This is a genomic window from Frankia sp. CgJB1, from assembly GCF_977947065.1.
Window position 1 is genome coordinate 1 of record NZ_CDWTNB010000104.1, and the last position, 13,872, is coordinate 13,872.

Below are 13,872 nucleotides of genomic sequence, written 5' to 3' on the forward strand. Positions count from 1 at the left end.
AAATCCTTTGTGTCGCGGCCGGGCCAGCCAAGACACATCCGAGAAAGAGCGCCATGCTAGTCGCCGCCCACCATCTCAGCACGTCCCGACCGTCTGCACGACAATCCGATCTATTTTCCATACGCCGGCCGTCTCCAAGGCCAAAGCCTGCGTGAGGCGCCGGCCGCCCGTCTCGTCGTCCTGACGTTGCCCGTCGGCCCGATAATTCACCCAGCCGCTGTCATCCACGCAATCCTCGATAACCGCCTGGTCGGGCGCCTCCGGCGGAGACACGGAGGTGACGCGAGGCCGCAATACGGGCTTCCCTCGGCTGGCAACACCGCCGCTGCTGTTCAGATAAATATTCTTGTAGATAAGGCTCAACGCATCACCGCTGGCATGACGTGCGAGATCAGGATTTTGGTAGTCGGAGGTCGCCGCGAGCCGCACCCAGTCATCCCACATGCCCCGATACGCGGCCAGGGCGTCGCGTTCCGCGACCTGCGCCTTGACCGGCGACGATGACGGGCTGGCCGGGGAGGGAGAGGGCGGCGCCGTCGGCGCACGCGCTGGCCGCGAGCAGGGCCAACACAGCGACCGCCCCACCGAGAGACGATCCGCGCCGCCTCACGTTCCGTCACTCATCCGACCCGAACCTCTCGCCTAGGCGGCCCCTTCACAGTGCGAGAGATATAGACCATCTACGCCGAGTGATGACAAGAGGTGTAAATCTCACACGAGACATGGCAGGCGGAACGGTCTAAGCTGCGCCGCAGCAAACCAAATCTGCTACACAGAGTGTTTGACCATTCTGGCGCGGAAGGTCGGGCGGGCCACGCGGACCGCGCCGCCAAGGGGTCGACCGGCGGCCGGCATCCGGCCGACGATGATCGCCGACGCGGAAAACCACCTGGTCAGAGACCCCAGGGCCACCCGACACTTCACCATGACCATCCGCCGGCCCTGCGGCGGAGCTCGCGATGACACCCGGACGGCCGGGCGATCGATCGCATCGACGCATTGACTCAACGTAGCGGCACCCAGATCGGCCCGAGGCGGCTTTCTCGCGCCAATGCAAGTGAATGGCATGTTCCTGCAAGATTTTTTGAACCCGGAGGATCAAGAATCTGCCCTGGTGAGCGGCCACCCCAAGGCCGTGGCGCGACGGACAGTCACCTTCCTGCCTCCCCCTCCGGGGCTGGAGGGCTGCGGGCCTAGGCCCGCAGCAGCGTCAGGCATCGCACGATGTGTCCTCGCGGTCGCTGCCTGAGCGCATGAGGACGTCGGCGGACTGGAGCTCAGCGGGCCCGATCGTCGAGGCGGGTAGCCCTGCGCCGGGCAGGGCTACCCGCAAGGTGATGATCCTCCAGCCGTAGGGAGGGATCCTCCATAATCTCCATGTCATGATCGACTACCGCGATGACGGCCGGCCCGTCACCGCTGACATCGGCGGTCTCCGTGACGATCCCCGCGATCACAATGGACGCGCCCTCGTCGCCGCCGGACGGCGGGGTAACACCCGCCCCGGCCGTGGTCATCTACGACTGGCCGGCGTCGGGGCTGACGCCCCGGCAGTGGTGCTCAGCCCAGCGCCGCCCCGCGGCGGACTCATCATCCGCGTACACCGCGCCCGTCGTACCGTCCCGCAGTGCCCCCCTATGCCGACCCGCCGCATCATAGATCACCGCCCGGAGGAGCCGATCAACATCAGGAGGCGGCGAACGCGCTACCGACCACCGGCGGGCAATCACCGGGTGACCTCCGGGTTGACCATGGTGAGGTAGGCGATGGGGGTTTCCGGGATGAGGGGGCGGCGGCGGGCGGTCGAACGCCACGCTTCGGCGTACTGGCGGGCGAAGGCAGCGCCCAGGACGCAGCTGATCGCCTGGTAGGCCGATTCGCCGGCCGGGCCCTCGGCGCGCAGCGCGGCGTCGGCCGCGGCCACCCCCGCCAGGGGAACAGGCACCGTCTCTTCGGTGTATTCGATCTGGGTGAGGCCGGCGAGGCGCGCGTTCCCGACCGCGTGCGGCACGGTGAAGGCGTGGGCAGCTGGCCGTACCCCGACGAAGGACCCGTTCGGTTTGAGCCACCTCGTGCGCACTGAGTCCGTCGAGGGCGACGGGTCTGCGCTGGCCCAGCAGGAGTTTGCAGACCGGCACCCGCCCTCCCGGTTGGAGGACCCGGGCACTGCCGATCAGCATCCGGCGGGTGTGCGAGAGCGGCGCGAGGACGCTGCGGCCGATGACCGCGTCGACACTGGCATCCGGCAGGGGGCGCTCCAAGAGGTCCCAGACCGACCCCCACGTGTGGCCGTTCTCCACGGTTGGTCGGATCTGGTGCAGCGCCGCAGCGGTTGGGGTCAGAGTCGTGACGCTGCCACCGGGCAGGACGGCCCAGAGCGCGGCACGCGTCAGGGTCGACCCCAGGCTCAGGTCGACCAGGTCCTGCCCGCCGCGGACACGTGCACCCGCGAGGACCGTGGTCTCGACAGGCGACAGCCGGCGGCGGGCCTCGGGATGATCCTGATGACAGCGCGCGATCAGAAGATCTGTATCGGGCTGTCCCGCGCCGGAGCGGCTGCTGGGCCGGCCGCTCCGCCGGGTCTTGGAGGGACGCGAGGAAGCCATGAGTCAGTCCCAGCTGATCAAGACCTGTGCGGATGGCATGTCGAAGAGCCGGCCGGGTGGCGGGGCCTCCCAGGCAGTCCCGCGGGGGTAGACCCGGATCGTCGGGTTCTCACCGCGGCGTTCCGCGTCCCAGACACGGACATCGTGGGCGAGCCGGTCCCGGTCCGGTCCGTAGGCGACCACACCGATGTCCAGCCCCGTACCGGTTGTCTGTTCGAGGGCGAGGAAGGCGATCGTGTCGTCAGACCAGACCGCCGACACACCGGCCGGGATGGTCAGATCGAGGGCGGCACGCAGCGCGGCCCATGCCGGTGAGGTCGGGTCGATGGGTGGGGTGAACGTGGCGAGGATCCGGGCGATGTCCGCCGGTGGGGTGACCTCGGGCAGGGCCGCCATGCGCGCGATGAGCACAATCGGGCGCATGACGACCGGAACGAGAGGGACGTGGGGGGTCACGCGATCCGCCCGGTCCGCATTGCCCGGCGGACGTCGGTGTCGTGACCGATGGTCATCGACGCGGGAGGGACCATCCCATCCCCTGCGCCGAGCAGCAGGGCAAAGGTGGTGGCCCGCGGCGAGCGGTTGGGATCGGTCATCACATATGTCCCGCTGCCACCCGGGTTGGATGTCCGACCGCGGCTGCCGGCGGGAGTGTCCTGGGTGGGGCGGCCTCGGCGTGGGGAAGGTGCCAGTCGTCCAAGGCTCGTAGCCCGTCGGCGACCCGGCGCAGCAGCGCCGGATCCTCCTCGAAGGCCACCGATGCGAGCGGGTCTGGGGTGGGCTGTGGTGTGCGCTGTTCCAACTGCCCGGCCTCGGTCCACGGCTGCGTGGGCTGCGGGACTTTGGCGCGCATTGCCGCCCAGACGACCTTTCCTCCTGATTTTGCCCGGTACCAGGACCATCGGCTGCTGAGCGCGTTGACGAGGAGCAGGCCGCGCCCGTTCTCCCCGTCGGAGTCCGGATCCTGCAGGGCAGGTGGGGCGGAGGCGTTGTCCCAGACCTCGATGAGGAGGCTGCCGCCGCTGGCCGTGAGCCGGACCGCGACGATGTCCCCGGCCGGATTCGCCTTCGCGGCATTCGCCGTGAGCTCTGAGACGATCAACGCCGCGGTGTCCACCGCCGCAGAGTCCAGCCGCCACCCTTGGAGCACACGGCGGGCGGCGGCACGGGCGTCGGGAACGGAGCTGAGGAGGGCGGGGAACCGTTCGACCGCCACACGGACGGCCGGTGACGGCGCCGGGTTCTGGCCGCCCTCGCGGGATCGTGGTTGGTGCTGCCGGTCCGTGGAAGCGGCCTGTGCGGGGATGCGGCCCGGCGGTATGAGGGGAATGATCGCGCTGCCGAGCGCGGTCACCTGTTCTTCGAGGGAACGGCGCGTGTCTGGGGAGCGCGGGAGATGGGTCATGTCGGGGACCAGCACGACGGCCCGGTCAGCTCGTCTGACTGCGTCGAGGAGGGCCGCAAGGCCAGGCCGGGCGTCGGCCGGCCTGACTTGCTCGTCGGCATAGATGGCGACCAGGCTCATCCCCTCAGCGGCAGCGTAGTCGCTGATCATGCCGCGTAGGCGGCGTAGCTCGCCGTCTCTCGTGCTCGTGGGCCGTATGTATCCGAACGCGGTCCGCGTCACACGCCACCACCCGTCGTCTTCTCGTAGCCGGCCTTCGACAGCCGTGCGCGCGGCCGACGATCGTCGTGTTTCTCTCGCGCGCTGGTCAGCACCGTTCGCATCCGCTCCACCCCGTTCCGGCCCGTGTGGACGACACGGACGCGCCTTCTGCACTGAGCACGGTCAAGCGTGCCCAGGCAGCCTCCTTGTGACCGGCTGTGGTTGCCATCCCCGCCTCCCGCGATGCTTTAGCCAGATCGTGGCGGGGTGGTCACGGCATCAGAATGCCTGCAATGCATGTCCTGTGCAATGCACGGCAGCTACCATGCGTGGAAATTTTTGTGCCGTTGGCTCCCCCTGCAGGGTGGTGCATGTGAAGCTGGCAGACTCGGGCCGGGTTGACCTTGACGAGGAGGCGGTCGTGGCGGGCGAAGCGACCCCGACGATGCGACGCCGGCAGGTCGGCGCGGAACTGCGGCGGTTACGGGAAGCAGCCGACATCACCATCGACCAGGCTGCGGCACATCTGCAGTGCTCAGCCTCGAAGATCAGCCGTATGGAGACAGGTGCGGGGCTCCAGCGCACCCGCGACGTCACCGCACTGCTCGACTTCTACGGCGTGATCGGCGAGCAGCTACGCGACGAACTGTTGGGGATGGTGCGTTCCGCCCGCCAGCAGGACTGGTGGCACAGCTACACCGACGCCGTGCCTCGCTGGTTCGAGCGGTTCATGGCAGCCGAGAGCAGCGCGGTGAGCGTGGAGGAGTTCGAGAACCAGCTCGTTCCCGGGCTGTTGCAGACACCGCAGTACGCACGTGCGGTGCTGCGGGCGGCGAACACGAGCCTCGACGACGACGAGATCGACCGCCGGGTCACCGTCCGCATGGAACGACAGAAGCGACTGGCCGGCGACGACCCGCTCTCGCTGTGGGTCGTGCTCGACGAGTCCGTGCTCCACCGCCACGTCGGGGGATCCGACGTCATGCGCGCCCAGCTCACCCAGCTCGCCGACCGCGCCGCCCAGCCGAACATCACCGTGCAGGTCCTGCCCTACACGCTCGGGGCCTACGCCGCGTTCGGCTACCCCTTCACGATCCTGGCCTTCGCCGCCCCGCCGGGCGGGGAGGTCGTCCACATGGATCAGCTCCACAGCGGCCTGTACTTGGAACGGGACGCCGACCTGCGTCGGTATAAACTCGCGATGAACCGCCTACGAGCAGCCACGCTGGACCCAGAACGGTCAAGCGGGCTGATCACCGAGGCCGCGGAGGAGATGGGATGAACAACACCCCACCCGGCCCCACCAACCCCCCGACAGGGTTGACCTGGCGCAAGAGCAGCTACAGCGGTGGCAATGGCGGGAACTGCGTCGAGGTCGCCGAGCTACCGGACGGCGGACGCGCCGTCCGGCACTCCAAGCACCCCGACAGCGGCGTCCTGTCCTTCACCGCCGCCGAATGGGCAGCGTTCCTCGCTGGCGCCCGTGACGGAGAATTCAACTAAACGACATGCGTGGACCGCATTCTGGTAGGCGCGGCCGACCTGGTATCGATGCTGGGTATCGGCCGGTTGCGGGCGGACACGATCAGCCGGATGAAGGGCTTCCCGGGGTCGAAGGTGATCCGGCCGTTCCGCGCGTGGCACCGGTTGGATGTTGGACGCTGGCTCGATACCAACCGGCCCGGCTGGCGAGGCGACGGTCAATGACCAGGATGGCACGACGCCGTTGACATGGGGGCGATCTTGACGCACGAAGACGCGTTCGTTTTCATCTCGTATACGTCGGCAGACAACGGATGGGCGAAATGGGTCGCCACCGTCCTCGAAGACGTCGGGATGAAGACGCGGCTGCAAGCATGGGACTCGCCACCGGGCCATGACTTCCTCGAGTGGATGAACGAGCAACTGGCGGGCGCGCGTTGGACCATCGCGCTGTATTCGCACGCCTACTTCGCCTCCGACTGGTGCAGCACGGAGTGGCGAACCGCGCTCGCTCGGCGGGCGCTGCTCCCGTTCCGCATCGAGAAGGTGGAGCCACCCGTGGTGCTGAGGACGTTGACGTGGGTCGACCTGTTTGACCTGGGCGAGAGCGAAGCCCGTAAGCAGATCCTGCGCGCGGTCGGTCACGAGGTCATGGAGAGGCTCGCGGAGTTCCCGGGACCAAAGTCGCAGACCGTCTTCCCTGGCGCGATCCACGCCACCGCCAAGGTCGGCCAGCCAATCGTCACGGTGACGCCTCCGCCCTCGTCGTAGTGAGGGCCGAGATGCGAACATCCCGCCTCGAACGGATGTAGGCCGAACGCGCAATCCACGCATCCTGACGATGGGAGGCGCTGCGGGGACGCGGATCACCCCCACGAGCGTGGGGAGGACCGGACCCGTCACCCAGCCGGACCCACCGCAACCGGATCACCCTGTGGGGCTCCAGAACCCCGATTCGAGCGGTGACCTGCGCGTTTACCTGCCGGACAGGGCCCACATCGGGCAGGCTGGATGGTCATGGTGTGGTCGCTGCTCTACGCCCTGACGCGCAATGCTCTCGGGCTGATGCTGCTCCGGGTCGGTGGGGACACCGCAAAGGATGTCGAGCTCCTCGTCCTGCGGCATCAGGTGGCGGTGCTGCACCGGCAGGTGAACCGCCCGGCCCTGGAACCGGCGGATCGGGTGATCCTCGCAGCCCTGTCCCGGCTGCTACCCCGGGCCCGCTGGGGTTCGTTCTTCGTCACCCCGGCCACCGTGCTGCGCTGGCACCGTGGACTCCTCGCACGAAAATGGACCTACCCGCGCAAGACGCCCGGACGGCCACCGGTCCGCCGGAAGATCCGCGAGCTGGTCCTGCGCCTCGCGCGGGAGAACCCGACCTGGGGCCACCGCAGGATCCAGGGAGAACTGATCGGGTTGGGCTACCCGGTCGGGGTCGCCACCGTCTGGCGGATCCTGCACCGCGCCGGCGTCGATCCCGCGCCCCGCCGAGCCGACGCCTCTTGGCGTACGTTCCTGTCCACGCAGGCATCCGGCCTGCTGGCCTGCGATTTCTTCACGGTGGACACCGTTTTCCTGCAGCGGATCTACGTGTTCTTCGTCGTCGAACACGCCACCCGCCACGTCCATGTTCTCGGGGTCACGAAGCATCCGACCTCGGCGTGGGTCACACAACGGGCACGAAACCTGCTGATGGATCTCGACGAGCGTTGCCACCGGTTCCGGTTCCTCCTCCGTGACCGCGACATGAAGTTCACGGCTTCCTTCGACGCTGTCTTCACCGGGGCCGGCATCGACGTGGTCCGCACACCCCCACAAACTCCGAAGGCGAACGCGATCGCGGAACGCTGGGTCGGCACCGCCCGCCGCGAATGCACCGACAGGCTGTTGATCGTCTCCGAACGGCATCTGACGTCGGTCCTCGACAGCTACGTCGAGCATTTCAACACCCACCGGCCTCACCGCTCCCTCGGCCAGCACCCACCCGACTCGCCACCCGTGATCGCCCCACCCCCGGACTCCACCGTCCGTCGCACACGCATCCTCGGCGGCATGATCAACGAATATCGCAACGCCGCCTGACGACGCCCGCAGACAATCACCTCAATGGCAAAAGGCCAGCTCACAGGCCGAAACCCGAGTTCTGGAGCCCCACAAGGTCCACCGACCGGCAACCTTCACATACGTTTCGTCGACATACCACCTGTCGCCGGGCCGGTGCCGGCACAGCCGCGCCGCCTCAACCAACAGGGGCGCGAACCGCTGCACCCACCGATACACGGTCACATGATCTACCTTGAGGCCGCGTTCGGCGAGCAGCTCCTCGACATCCCGGTACGACAAGGCGAACCGCAGGTACCAGCGCACCGCCAGGACGATCACCTCGGGTGGGAACCGGAACCCGGCGAACTCCGACATCGGAACCGGTGGGCAGGCACGACGTCGACGCATCACCTGATCATGCCTGACCGCCAGCCCGAGAGCCTGCCCCGGCCGGATGCAACAGCGCCACTCGCCACCGACACCGACCCCCGCCTTCGGCTCTCCGCAGCGTTCGCCGAGCTCGCCGCGGCGATCTGACAGAGCGGAGGCGGCCCCTTGGCGTGCGCCGCGTTCTCTCAACGCAACAGCGCCGGCCGGACGCAACAGCGCCCTTGCAGAGGGTCCGACGGTAGAATCCTAGCCATGACCATCGTCAGCCGCATCACCGCCGATCCCGCCATCATGGCGGGCGCGCCGGCGATTTGCGGTACCCGGATCACCGTGTCCGCGGTGCTGGGCCAGCTCGCGGCTGGCTCGACGGTCGAGGAACTGCTCGCCGACTATCCGTCGCTCACCCGCGACGACGTGCTCGCAGCTCTCGCGTTTGCCGCGGAGACAATGCCGCAAGAGCGCCCGTTCATCGCCGCGTGAAGTTTCTCGTCGACGAGAACCTCTCACCGCGGGTGGCTAAACTGCTGCGCGACAAGGGCATCGACGCGGCGCACGTCCTCGAGCACGGGCTCGGCGGTTCCCCTGATACCAAGGTCAGCGCGTTCGCCGTCACCGAGAGACGTTCGATCATCTCCGCCGACAGCGACTTCACGACTCTGCTCGCACTCAGCCGGGGCATCGCTCCCTCGCTCGTCCTGCTCCGGTCCGGCGACCAGCTCAAGCCCGACGCGCAAGCCGCCCTGCTGCTGGCCAATCTTCCTGCACTGGAAGCCGACCTCGAACAGGGCGTCGTCATATCGCTCAGCACCACCCACGTACGGGTCCGTCGACTCCCGCTCCGCTGAGTACTGCTACCCCCGATCCGGCCCGCGGTCTCCGCGCAGGTCCCACACTAGACCGCAATCAACTACGTACCGTAGTCGGAGCGTCTCTGTGTCCAGAAAGTTATGTATGTCTGCCATGTCGGTGTGTCGTGCGCCGCACCCGGGCGGCGTGTGTGCGCATTGTGTGCGCGGATGCTCCGGCACGGCGCGGCATCGGCCGGCACGTACCGGCACGAAGAACGCCCCGACCTCGGATTTTACGGCACTGCGCGGCATTCTCCGGTAGGCTCCGATACGCAGGGTTTCGTCTTGCAATCGAGCGGTTAGGGGTTCGAGTCCTCTCGCTGGCTGCGCCACACTCACAGCGTGTGAAAGACTGCCATGTACCAGCCGTCGATCGGCCTCCTGGACACCTTCTACACCACCCTTCGCGCCGGCTGCGCTCGCCTCTCCGACGGCGGGGGACCGTTCGGCTTCGACATCACCACCGCGCTGCAGGTCGACTACCTGATCGACGCCTATGGATGTGACGGCATCATCAAGACTGGCTGCTTCCTCGGCGACACCACCGACTACCTCGCCCGGCTCTACCCCACTCTGCCGATCATCACCTGCGACGTCGTCGAGGAGCACGCCGCATTCACCCGCACCCGGCTACGCGACCGGCCGAACACCACCGTGGTGACCGGCGACTCCGCGGCTGTGCTGGCGTTGCTCACCGGCCAGTTCGATCGGCCGCTGGTCTACCTCGATGCCCACTGGTACGACCGCTGGCCACTGGCCGACGAGTTGGCCGCGGTCCAGGCCGGGATCGTCGCTGTTGACAACGTCGACCTCAGCCATCCCCGGTTCGGCTACGACTCCTACGACGGGCAGCCGCTCAACGTCGCCCGGCTGGGCGGCCTCGTCGACCTGGAGACGCTGTACCTGGGCGACCCGTTCATCGCCTACCCGTACCCCTGCCTGTAAGTCAGCCGCCGCTCCGGCACGGCGTATCTACCGTTGGGCCTCGGCGCTCACCCGCTGGCAGCGGGGGGCATGTTCCAGCCGGTACCGCTGCGGCCTGCTCCGACGCTGCCGACCTGGCCGGACGGACCACACGCACCTGCCCGGGTGTCACAGGTCGCCTCGTAGCCACGCCTGATAGTCGACTTCCCACGCCTGGAGGTCGACGGCCGGCACGGCCAGCGTTGCCACCCAGTGTGTCAGCAGCGCGGCGGACTATCCGTCGAGCACAGCACCACCTCGGCAGGCTGTCTCGCCTCCGGCGACGGGTCGCTCATACGGTGACCGCTCGGGCACCCAGCAGGGCCTTGAGATCTCCGAGTAGCGAACTACTCGCCTGCACCTGGAGTTCGAGCAGGAGCAGATGCGTGTTCTGCGGGCCTTCGAGACGCAGGTGCACCGGAGTTGTCCCGGGATGAGTCGTCAGGACGAGTTTGAGGTCATCGACCAGCGGCGGTGTGATCTTGTGTGACGGCAGAGTGATGACGACAGGCGGCCCGTTCACGTGCGTCGTGACATCGACCACCGTCAGGTCCTGGGCGAACAGCGAGACCGACCCCTCCCGCTCGTTGATCCTGCCCCGCACCGAGATGACCGCGTCGGTCACGAGCGCGTACGAATGGACCTCGTAGGACTGGGGGAAGAACAGCACCTCGACGGAGGCGTCGAGATCCTCGACGGTCACGATCGCCCACGCCTTGGCGGTGTTCTTGTTGATCCGCCGGTCGATCTTGCTGATGATGCCGGCGATCTGTACGGTCGTCCCGTCGTTGGCCTCGGCGAGGTCGACGATCCGGGTGTCGCGGTGGCGATCCAGCGCCCGCTCGGCACCCTCCAGCGGATGCGAGGACACGTACAGGCCGAGCATGTCGCGTTCCTGAGCCAGCAGCTCCTTTTTCGGCCATTCGGGGCCGGACAGGTCCAGGTCGAGTCCTAGCGCCGGGCTCTCCTCCTCTCCGGCGCCCCCGTCGCCGAACAGGTCGAACTGGCCGATGGCCTCGGCCCGCTTCGTGATGATCACCGCGTCGATCGCGTTCTCGTGCACATTGACCAGCACACGGCGGTGATGGCCCAGCGAGTCGAACGCCCCCGCCTTGATCAGCGAGTCGATGGTGCGCTTGTTGCACACCCCGATGTCGACCTTCTGCAGGAAGTCAGCGAACGACTCATACGCGCCCTTCCTCCGCCGGGCCGCGACTATCGAGGCGACGACGTTCTCCCCAACATTACGGACGGCCCCCAGGCCGAAACGGATCGAGTCACCGACCGCACCGAACCGCAGATCCGACTCGTTGACGTCGGGGGGCAGGACCTGGATACCCATCCGGCGGGTCTCGGCCAGGTACACCGCCATCTTGTCCTTGTCGTCACCGACGGACGTCAGCAGCGCCGCCATGAACTCGGCCGGGTAGTTGGCCTTGAGGTAGGCCGTCCAGAACGACACGACGCCGTACCCGGCGGTGTGGGACTTATTGAACCCGTAGCCGGAGAATGGGACGAGCACGTCCCACAGCGCCTGGACCGCCGCGTCGGTGTAGCCCTTCTCCCTCATCCCGGCGGAGAAGCGAGCGAACTCCTTGTCCAGGATCTCCTTCTTCTTCTTGCCCATCGCGCGGCGCAGCAGGTCGGCGCCGCCGAGGCTGTAGCCGGCCAACTCCCGGGCGATGGCCATGACCTGCTCCTGGTAGACCACCAGGTGGTAGGTCTCGCCGAGGATGGGCTCCAGCGCCTCGGCGAGCTCGGGGTGGATCGGGAGGATCTCCTTGCGGCCGTTCTTGCGGTCGGCGTACTCGATGTGGCTGTTGGCCGCCATCGGGCCGGGCCGGTAGAGCGCGAGCACGGCGGCGATGTCGCCGAACTTCGTCGGTGCCATCAGGCGCAGCAGATTACGCATCGGTCCGCCGTCGAGCTGGAACACCCCGAGCGTGTCGCCGCGGGCGAGCAACTCGAAGGCCTTGGCGTCCTCCAAGGGGAGGGTGGACAGGTCGATGTCGACGTTGCGGTTACGCTTGACGGCCTCGATCGCGTCACCGATGACGGTGAGGTTCCGCAGGCCGAGGCAGTCCATCTTGAGCAGGCCCATCTCCTCGCACTGAGGAAACGGGAACCCGGTGATGATCGCGCCGTCATTGTCGCGGCGATGGATCGGCAGGACATCCAGCAGCGGCTCCGAGCACAGGATGACCCCGGCGGCGTGGACACCAGTGCCGCGGGTGAGTCCCTCCAGCCCCCGCGCGGTGTCGATGACCTTCCGAACCTTGGTGTCGGTCTCGTACTGGGCCCGAACCTCGGCGGCCTCACCGTACCGCTCATGGTTCGGGTCGAAGATCCCGGCCAGCGGGATGCCCTGGCCCATCACATCCGGCGGCATCGCCTTTGAGATCTTATCTCCGAGGACGTAGTCGTAACCCAGCACCCGGCACGAGTCCTTGATCGCGACCTTGGCCTTGATGGTGCCGAAGGTGTTGATCTGCGCGACGCGGTCCTCGCCGTACTGCTCGGTGATGTAGCGGATCACCTCACCGCGTCGACGTTCGTCGAAGTCCAGGTCGATATCCGGCGGACTGATCCGCTCCGGGTTGAGGAACCGCTCGAAGATCAGCGCGTGCTCGATCGGGTTCAGCTCGGTGATACCCAGGATATAGGCGATCATCGACCCGGTCGCCGATCCACGCCCCGGACCCAGCCCGATGCCCCGATCTCTCGCGAACTTGCAAATGTCGGCGACGACCAGGAAGTAAGCCGGGAAACCCATCTTGTCGATCACGCCGACCTCGTAGTCGACGCGCTCGACCACATCGGCGGGCACGCCCGCAGGGAAGCGCCACGTCAGTCCGCGGTCGATTTCTTTGCGCAGCCAGGACAGCTGCGTCTCACCCTCGGGGACAGGGTAGCGCGGCATCCGGTCCACAAATTTGAAAACATCGTCGTAGGACTCGACGCGCTCGGCGATAAGCAGAGAGCTGTCGCAGGCCCCGGAGACCTCACTGTCCCACAGGTTGCGCATTTCCTCCGGAGACTTGAGGTAATATCCCGATCCGTCGAATTTGAAACGGGTCGGATCGTCGAGTTTTTTACCGGTGCCGACGCACAGCAGCACCTCGTGGCTTCCCGCCTGATCCTGGGTCACATAGTGCGAGTCGTTCGTGGCCAGCGGGCGAAGCCCCAGCTTGTCGCCGATGTCGAGCAGCCCCTGGCGGACGCTGCGCTCGATCGGCAAACCGTGATCCATCAACTCCAGGAAGAAGTTGTCCGCGCCGAAGACCTCCTGGTAGGTGGCCGCCGCGGTGAGCGCCTTGTCGAACTGGCCCAGACGAAGCCTAGTCTGCACCTCACCCGACGGGCAGCCCGTCGTCGCGATGATCCCTTCGGAGTACTGGGAGACCAGCTCGTGGTCCATCCGCGGCTTGCGGTAGTAGCCCTCGATCGACGCGATCGACGACAGCCGGAACAGGTTGCGCAGCCCGGCCCCGTTGGCCGCGAGCATCGTCATGTGGGTGTAGGCGCCGCCACCGGACACGTCACCACCCTCACCCGCAGGGTCGACGTCGCGCTGCGAACGCTCACCCCACAGGACAGGCCGCTTGTGATGGCGCGACTCGGGCGCCAGGTACGCCTCAATCCCGATGATCGGCTTGACACCCGCGGACTTCGCATCCTGATAAAATTCGTAGGCACCGAACATGTTACCGTGGTCGGTCATCCCGACGGCCGGCATCCCCAGCTTCGCCGCTTCTTTGAAAAGCAAGCCCGTTTTCGCCGCACCGTCCAGCATCGAATACTCAGTGTGCACGTGGAGGTGAACAAAAGAATCCGCCGGCATCCCAGTCCCCTCTCGCCCGCAACGGCCCGCCGGTCGGAGTCTAGCCCCGCCACTCAGAGCCACCAGAGAGGCACGCGGCACAACAGCCCCTTA

15 protein-coding genes and 2 pseudogenes are annotated in these 13,872 nt (G+C 67.2%); 8 read left to right on the forward strand and 9 right to left on the reverse strand.

From position 1 onward, the window contains the following. Window positions 1-75: 75 nt before the first annotated feature. The 7 genes and pseudogenes from AC08OT_RS12940 to AC08OT_RS12970 all read right to left on the reverse strand — a co-directional run bounded on the left by AC08OT_RS12940 (window position 76) and on the right by AC08OT_RS12970 (window position 4,233). Window positions 76-429: a hypothetical protein gene (locus AC08OT_RS12940; RefSeq protein WP_476593264.1), complete on the reverse strand. Its 354-nt coding sequence runs from the start codon at window positions 427-429 to the stop codon at window positions 76-78. 848 nt (window positions 430-1,277) lie between these two features. After that, complete coding sequence (locus tag AC08OT_RS12945; protein WP_476593265.1) at window positions 1,278-1,517, reverse strand: hypothetical protein; 240 nt, start codon at window positions 1,515-1,517, stop codon at window positions 1,278-1,280. Between the two features lie 209 nt (window positions 1,518-1,726). Next, on the reverse strand, window positions 1,727-2,080 hold the full coding sequence (locus tag AC08OT_RS12950; protein ID WP_476593278.1) for a hypothetical protein: 354 nt from the start codon (window positions 2,078-2,080) through the stop codon (window positions 1,727-1,729). Between the two features lie 115 nt (window positions 2,081-2,195). Beyond that, window positions 2,196-2,606: pseudogene (locus AC08OT_RS12955) on the reverse strand (methyltransferase type 11); the annotation flags it as partial. A 3-nt stretch (window positions 2,607-2,609) separates the two neighbouring features. Then, window positions 2,610-3,029, reverse strand: a complete 420-nt coding sequence (locus AC08OT_RS12960) for a hypothetical protein (RefSeq protein ID WP_476597651.1) — start codon at window positions 3,027-3,029, stop codon at window positions 2,610-2,612. A gap of 29 nt (window positions 3,030-3,058) precedes the next feature. Continuing rightward, a complete protein-coding gene (locus AC08OT_RS12965) occupies window positions 3,059-3,202 on the reverse strand; it encodes a hypothetical protein (protein ID WP_476593267.1) in 144 nt (47 codons plus the stop codon). Next, window positions 3,202-4,233 (reverse strand): ATP-binding protein, encoded by a 1,032-nt coding sequence (locus AC08OT_RS12970; RefSeq protein ID WP_476593268.1) that lies wholly within the window; start codon window positions 4,231-4,233, stop codon window positions 3,202-3,204. The genes AC08OT_RS12965 and AC08OT_RS12970 overlap by 1 nt, the downstream gene beginning before the upstream one ends. A 352-nt stretch (window positions 4,234-4,585) precedes the next feature. Between AC08OT_RS12970 and AC08OT_RS12975 the strand changes: the two genes are divergently transcribed. From AC08OT_RS12975 to AC08OT_RS12995, 5 genes are all read left to right on the forward strand, one after another. Then, window positions 4,586-5,494, forward strand: a complete 909-nt coding sequence (locus AC08OT_RS12975; RefSeq protein ID WP_476593269.1) for a helix-turn-helix domain-containing protein — start codon at window positions 4,586-4,588, stop codon at window positions 5,492-5,494. Next, complete coding sequence (locus AC08OT_RS12980) at window positions 5,491-5,715, forward strand: DUF397 domain-containing protein (protein WP_476593270.1); 225 nt, start codon at window positions 5,491-5,493, stop codon at window positions 5,713-5,715. The genes AC08OT_RS12975 and AC08OT_RS12980 overlap by 4 nt, the downstream gene beginning before the upstream one ends. Before the next feature lie 9 nt (window positions 5,716-5,724). Continuing rightward, window positions 5,725-5,919 carry a hypothetical protein gene (locus AC08OT_RS12985; RefSeq protein WP_476593271.1) on the forward strand — a complete coding sequence of 65 codons (195 nt, stop codon included), beginning with the start codon at window positions 5,725-5,727 and terminating at the stop codon, window positions 5,917-5,919. Window positions 5,920-5,955: 36 nt separating this feature from the next. Further along, window positions 5,956-6,465 carry a toll/interleukin-1 receptor domain-containing protein gene (locus tag AC08OT_RS12990; RefSeq protein ID WP_476593272.1) on the forward strand — a complete coding sequence of 170 codons (510 nt, stop codon included), beginning with the start codon at window positions 5,956-5,958 and terminating at the stop codon, window positions 6,463-6,465. Between the two features lie 240 nt (window positions 6,466-6,705). Beyond that, window positions 6,706-7,776 (forward strand): integrase core domain-containing protein, encoded by a 1,071-nt coding sequence (locus AC08OT_RS12995; RefSeq protein ID WP_476602854.1) that lies wholly within the window; start codon window positions 6,706-6,708, stop codon window positions 7,774-7,776. Between the two features lie 78 nt (window positions 7,777-7,854). On the opposite strand, the pseudogene AC08OT_RS13000 reads toward AC08OT_RS12995, so the two are convergent. Next, window positions 7,855-8,112 (reverse strand): annotated as a pseudogene (locus tag AC08OT_RS13000) (IS6 family transposase); the annotation flags it as partial. Window positions 8,113-8,379: 267 nt separating this feature from the next. Between AC08OT_RS13000 and AC08OT_RS13005 the strand changes: the two are divergent. The 3 genes from AC08OT_RS13005 (at window position 8,380) to AC08OT_RS13015 (ending at window position 9,920) form a co-directional block, all read left to right on the forward strand. Next, complete coding sequence (locus tag AC08OT_RS13005) at window positions 8,380-8,607, forward strand: DUF433 domain-containing protein (RefSeq protein WP_476593274.1); 228 nt, start codon at window positions 8,380-8,382, stop codon at window positions 8,605-8,607. Continuing rightward, window positions 8,604-8,972, forward strand: coding sequence for a DUF5615 family PIN-like protein (locus AC08OT_RS13010; RefSeq protein WP_476593275.1), 369 nt, complete (start codon window positions 8,604-8,606; stop codon window positions 8,970-8,972). The genes AC08OT_RS13005 and AC08OT_RS13010 overlap by 4 nt, the downstream gene beginning before the upstream one ends. 360 nt (window positions 8,973-9,332) lie before the next feature. Further along, the gene (locus AC08OT_RS13015) at window positions 9,333-9,920 is read left to right on the forward strand and encodes an O-methyltransferase (RefSeq protein WP_476593276.1); all 588 of its coding nucleotides are present in this window, start codon (window positions 9,333-9,335) and stop codon (window positions 9,918-9,920) included. Between the two features lie 310 nt (window positions 9,921-10,230). Here the strand turns inward: AC08OT_RS13015 and dnaE are convergent, their stop codons facing one another. Then, on the reverse strand, window positions 10,231-13,779 hold the full coding sequence (gene dnaE / locus AC08OT_RS13020; RefSeq protein ID WP_476593277.1) for a DNA polymerase III subunit alpha: 3,549 nt from the start codon (window positions 13,777-13,779) through the stop codon (window positions 10,231-10,233). Window positions 13,780-13,872 lie beyond the last annotated feature (93 nt).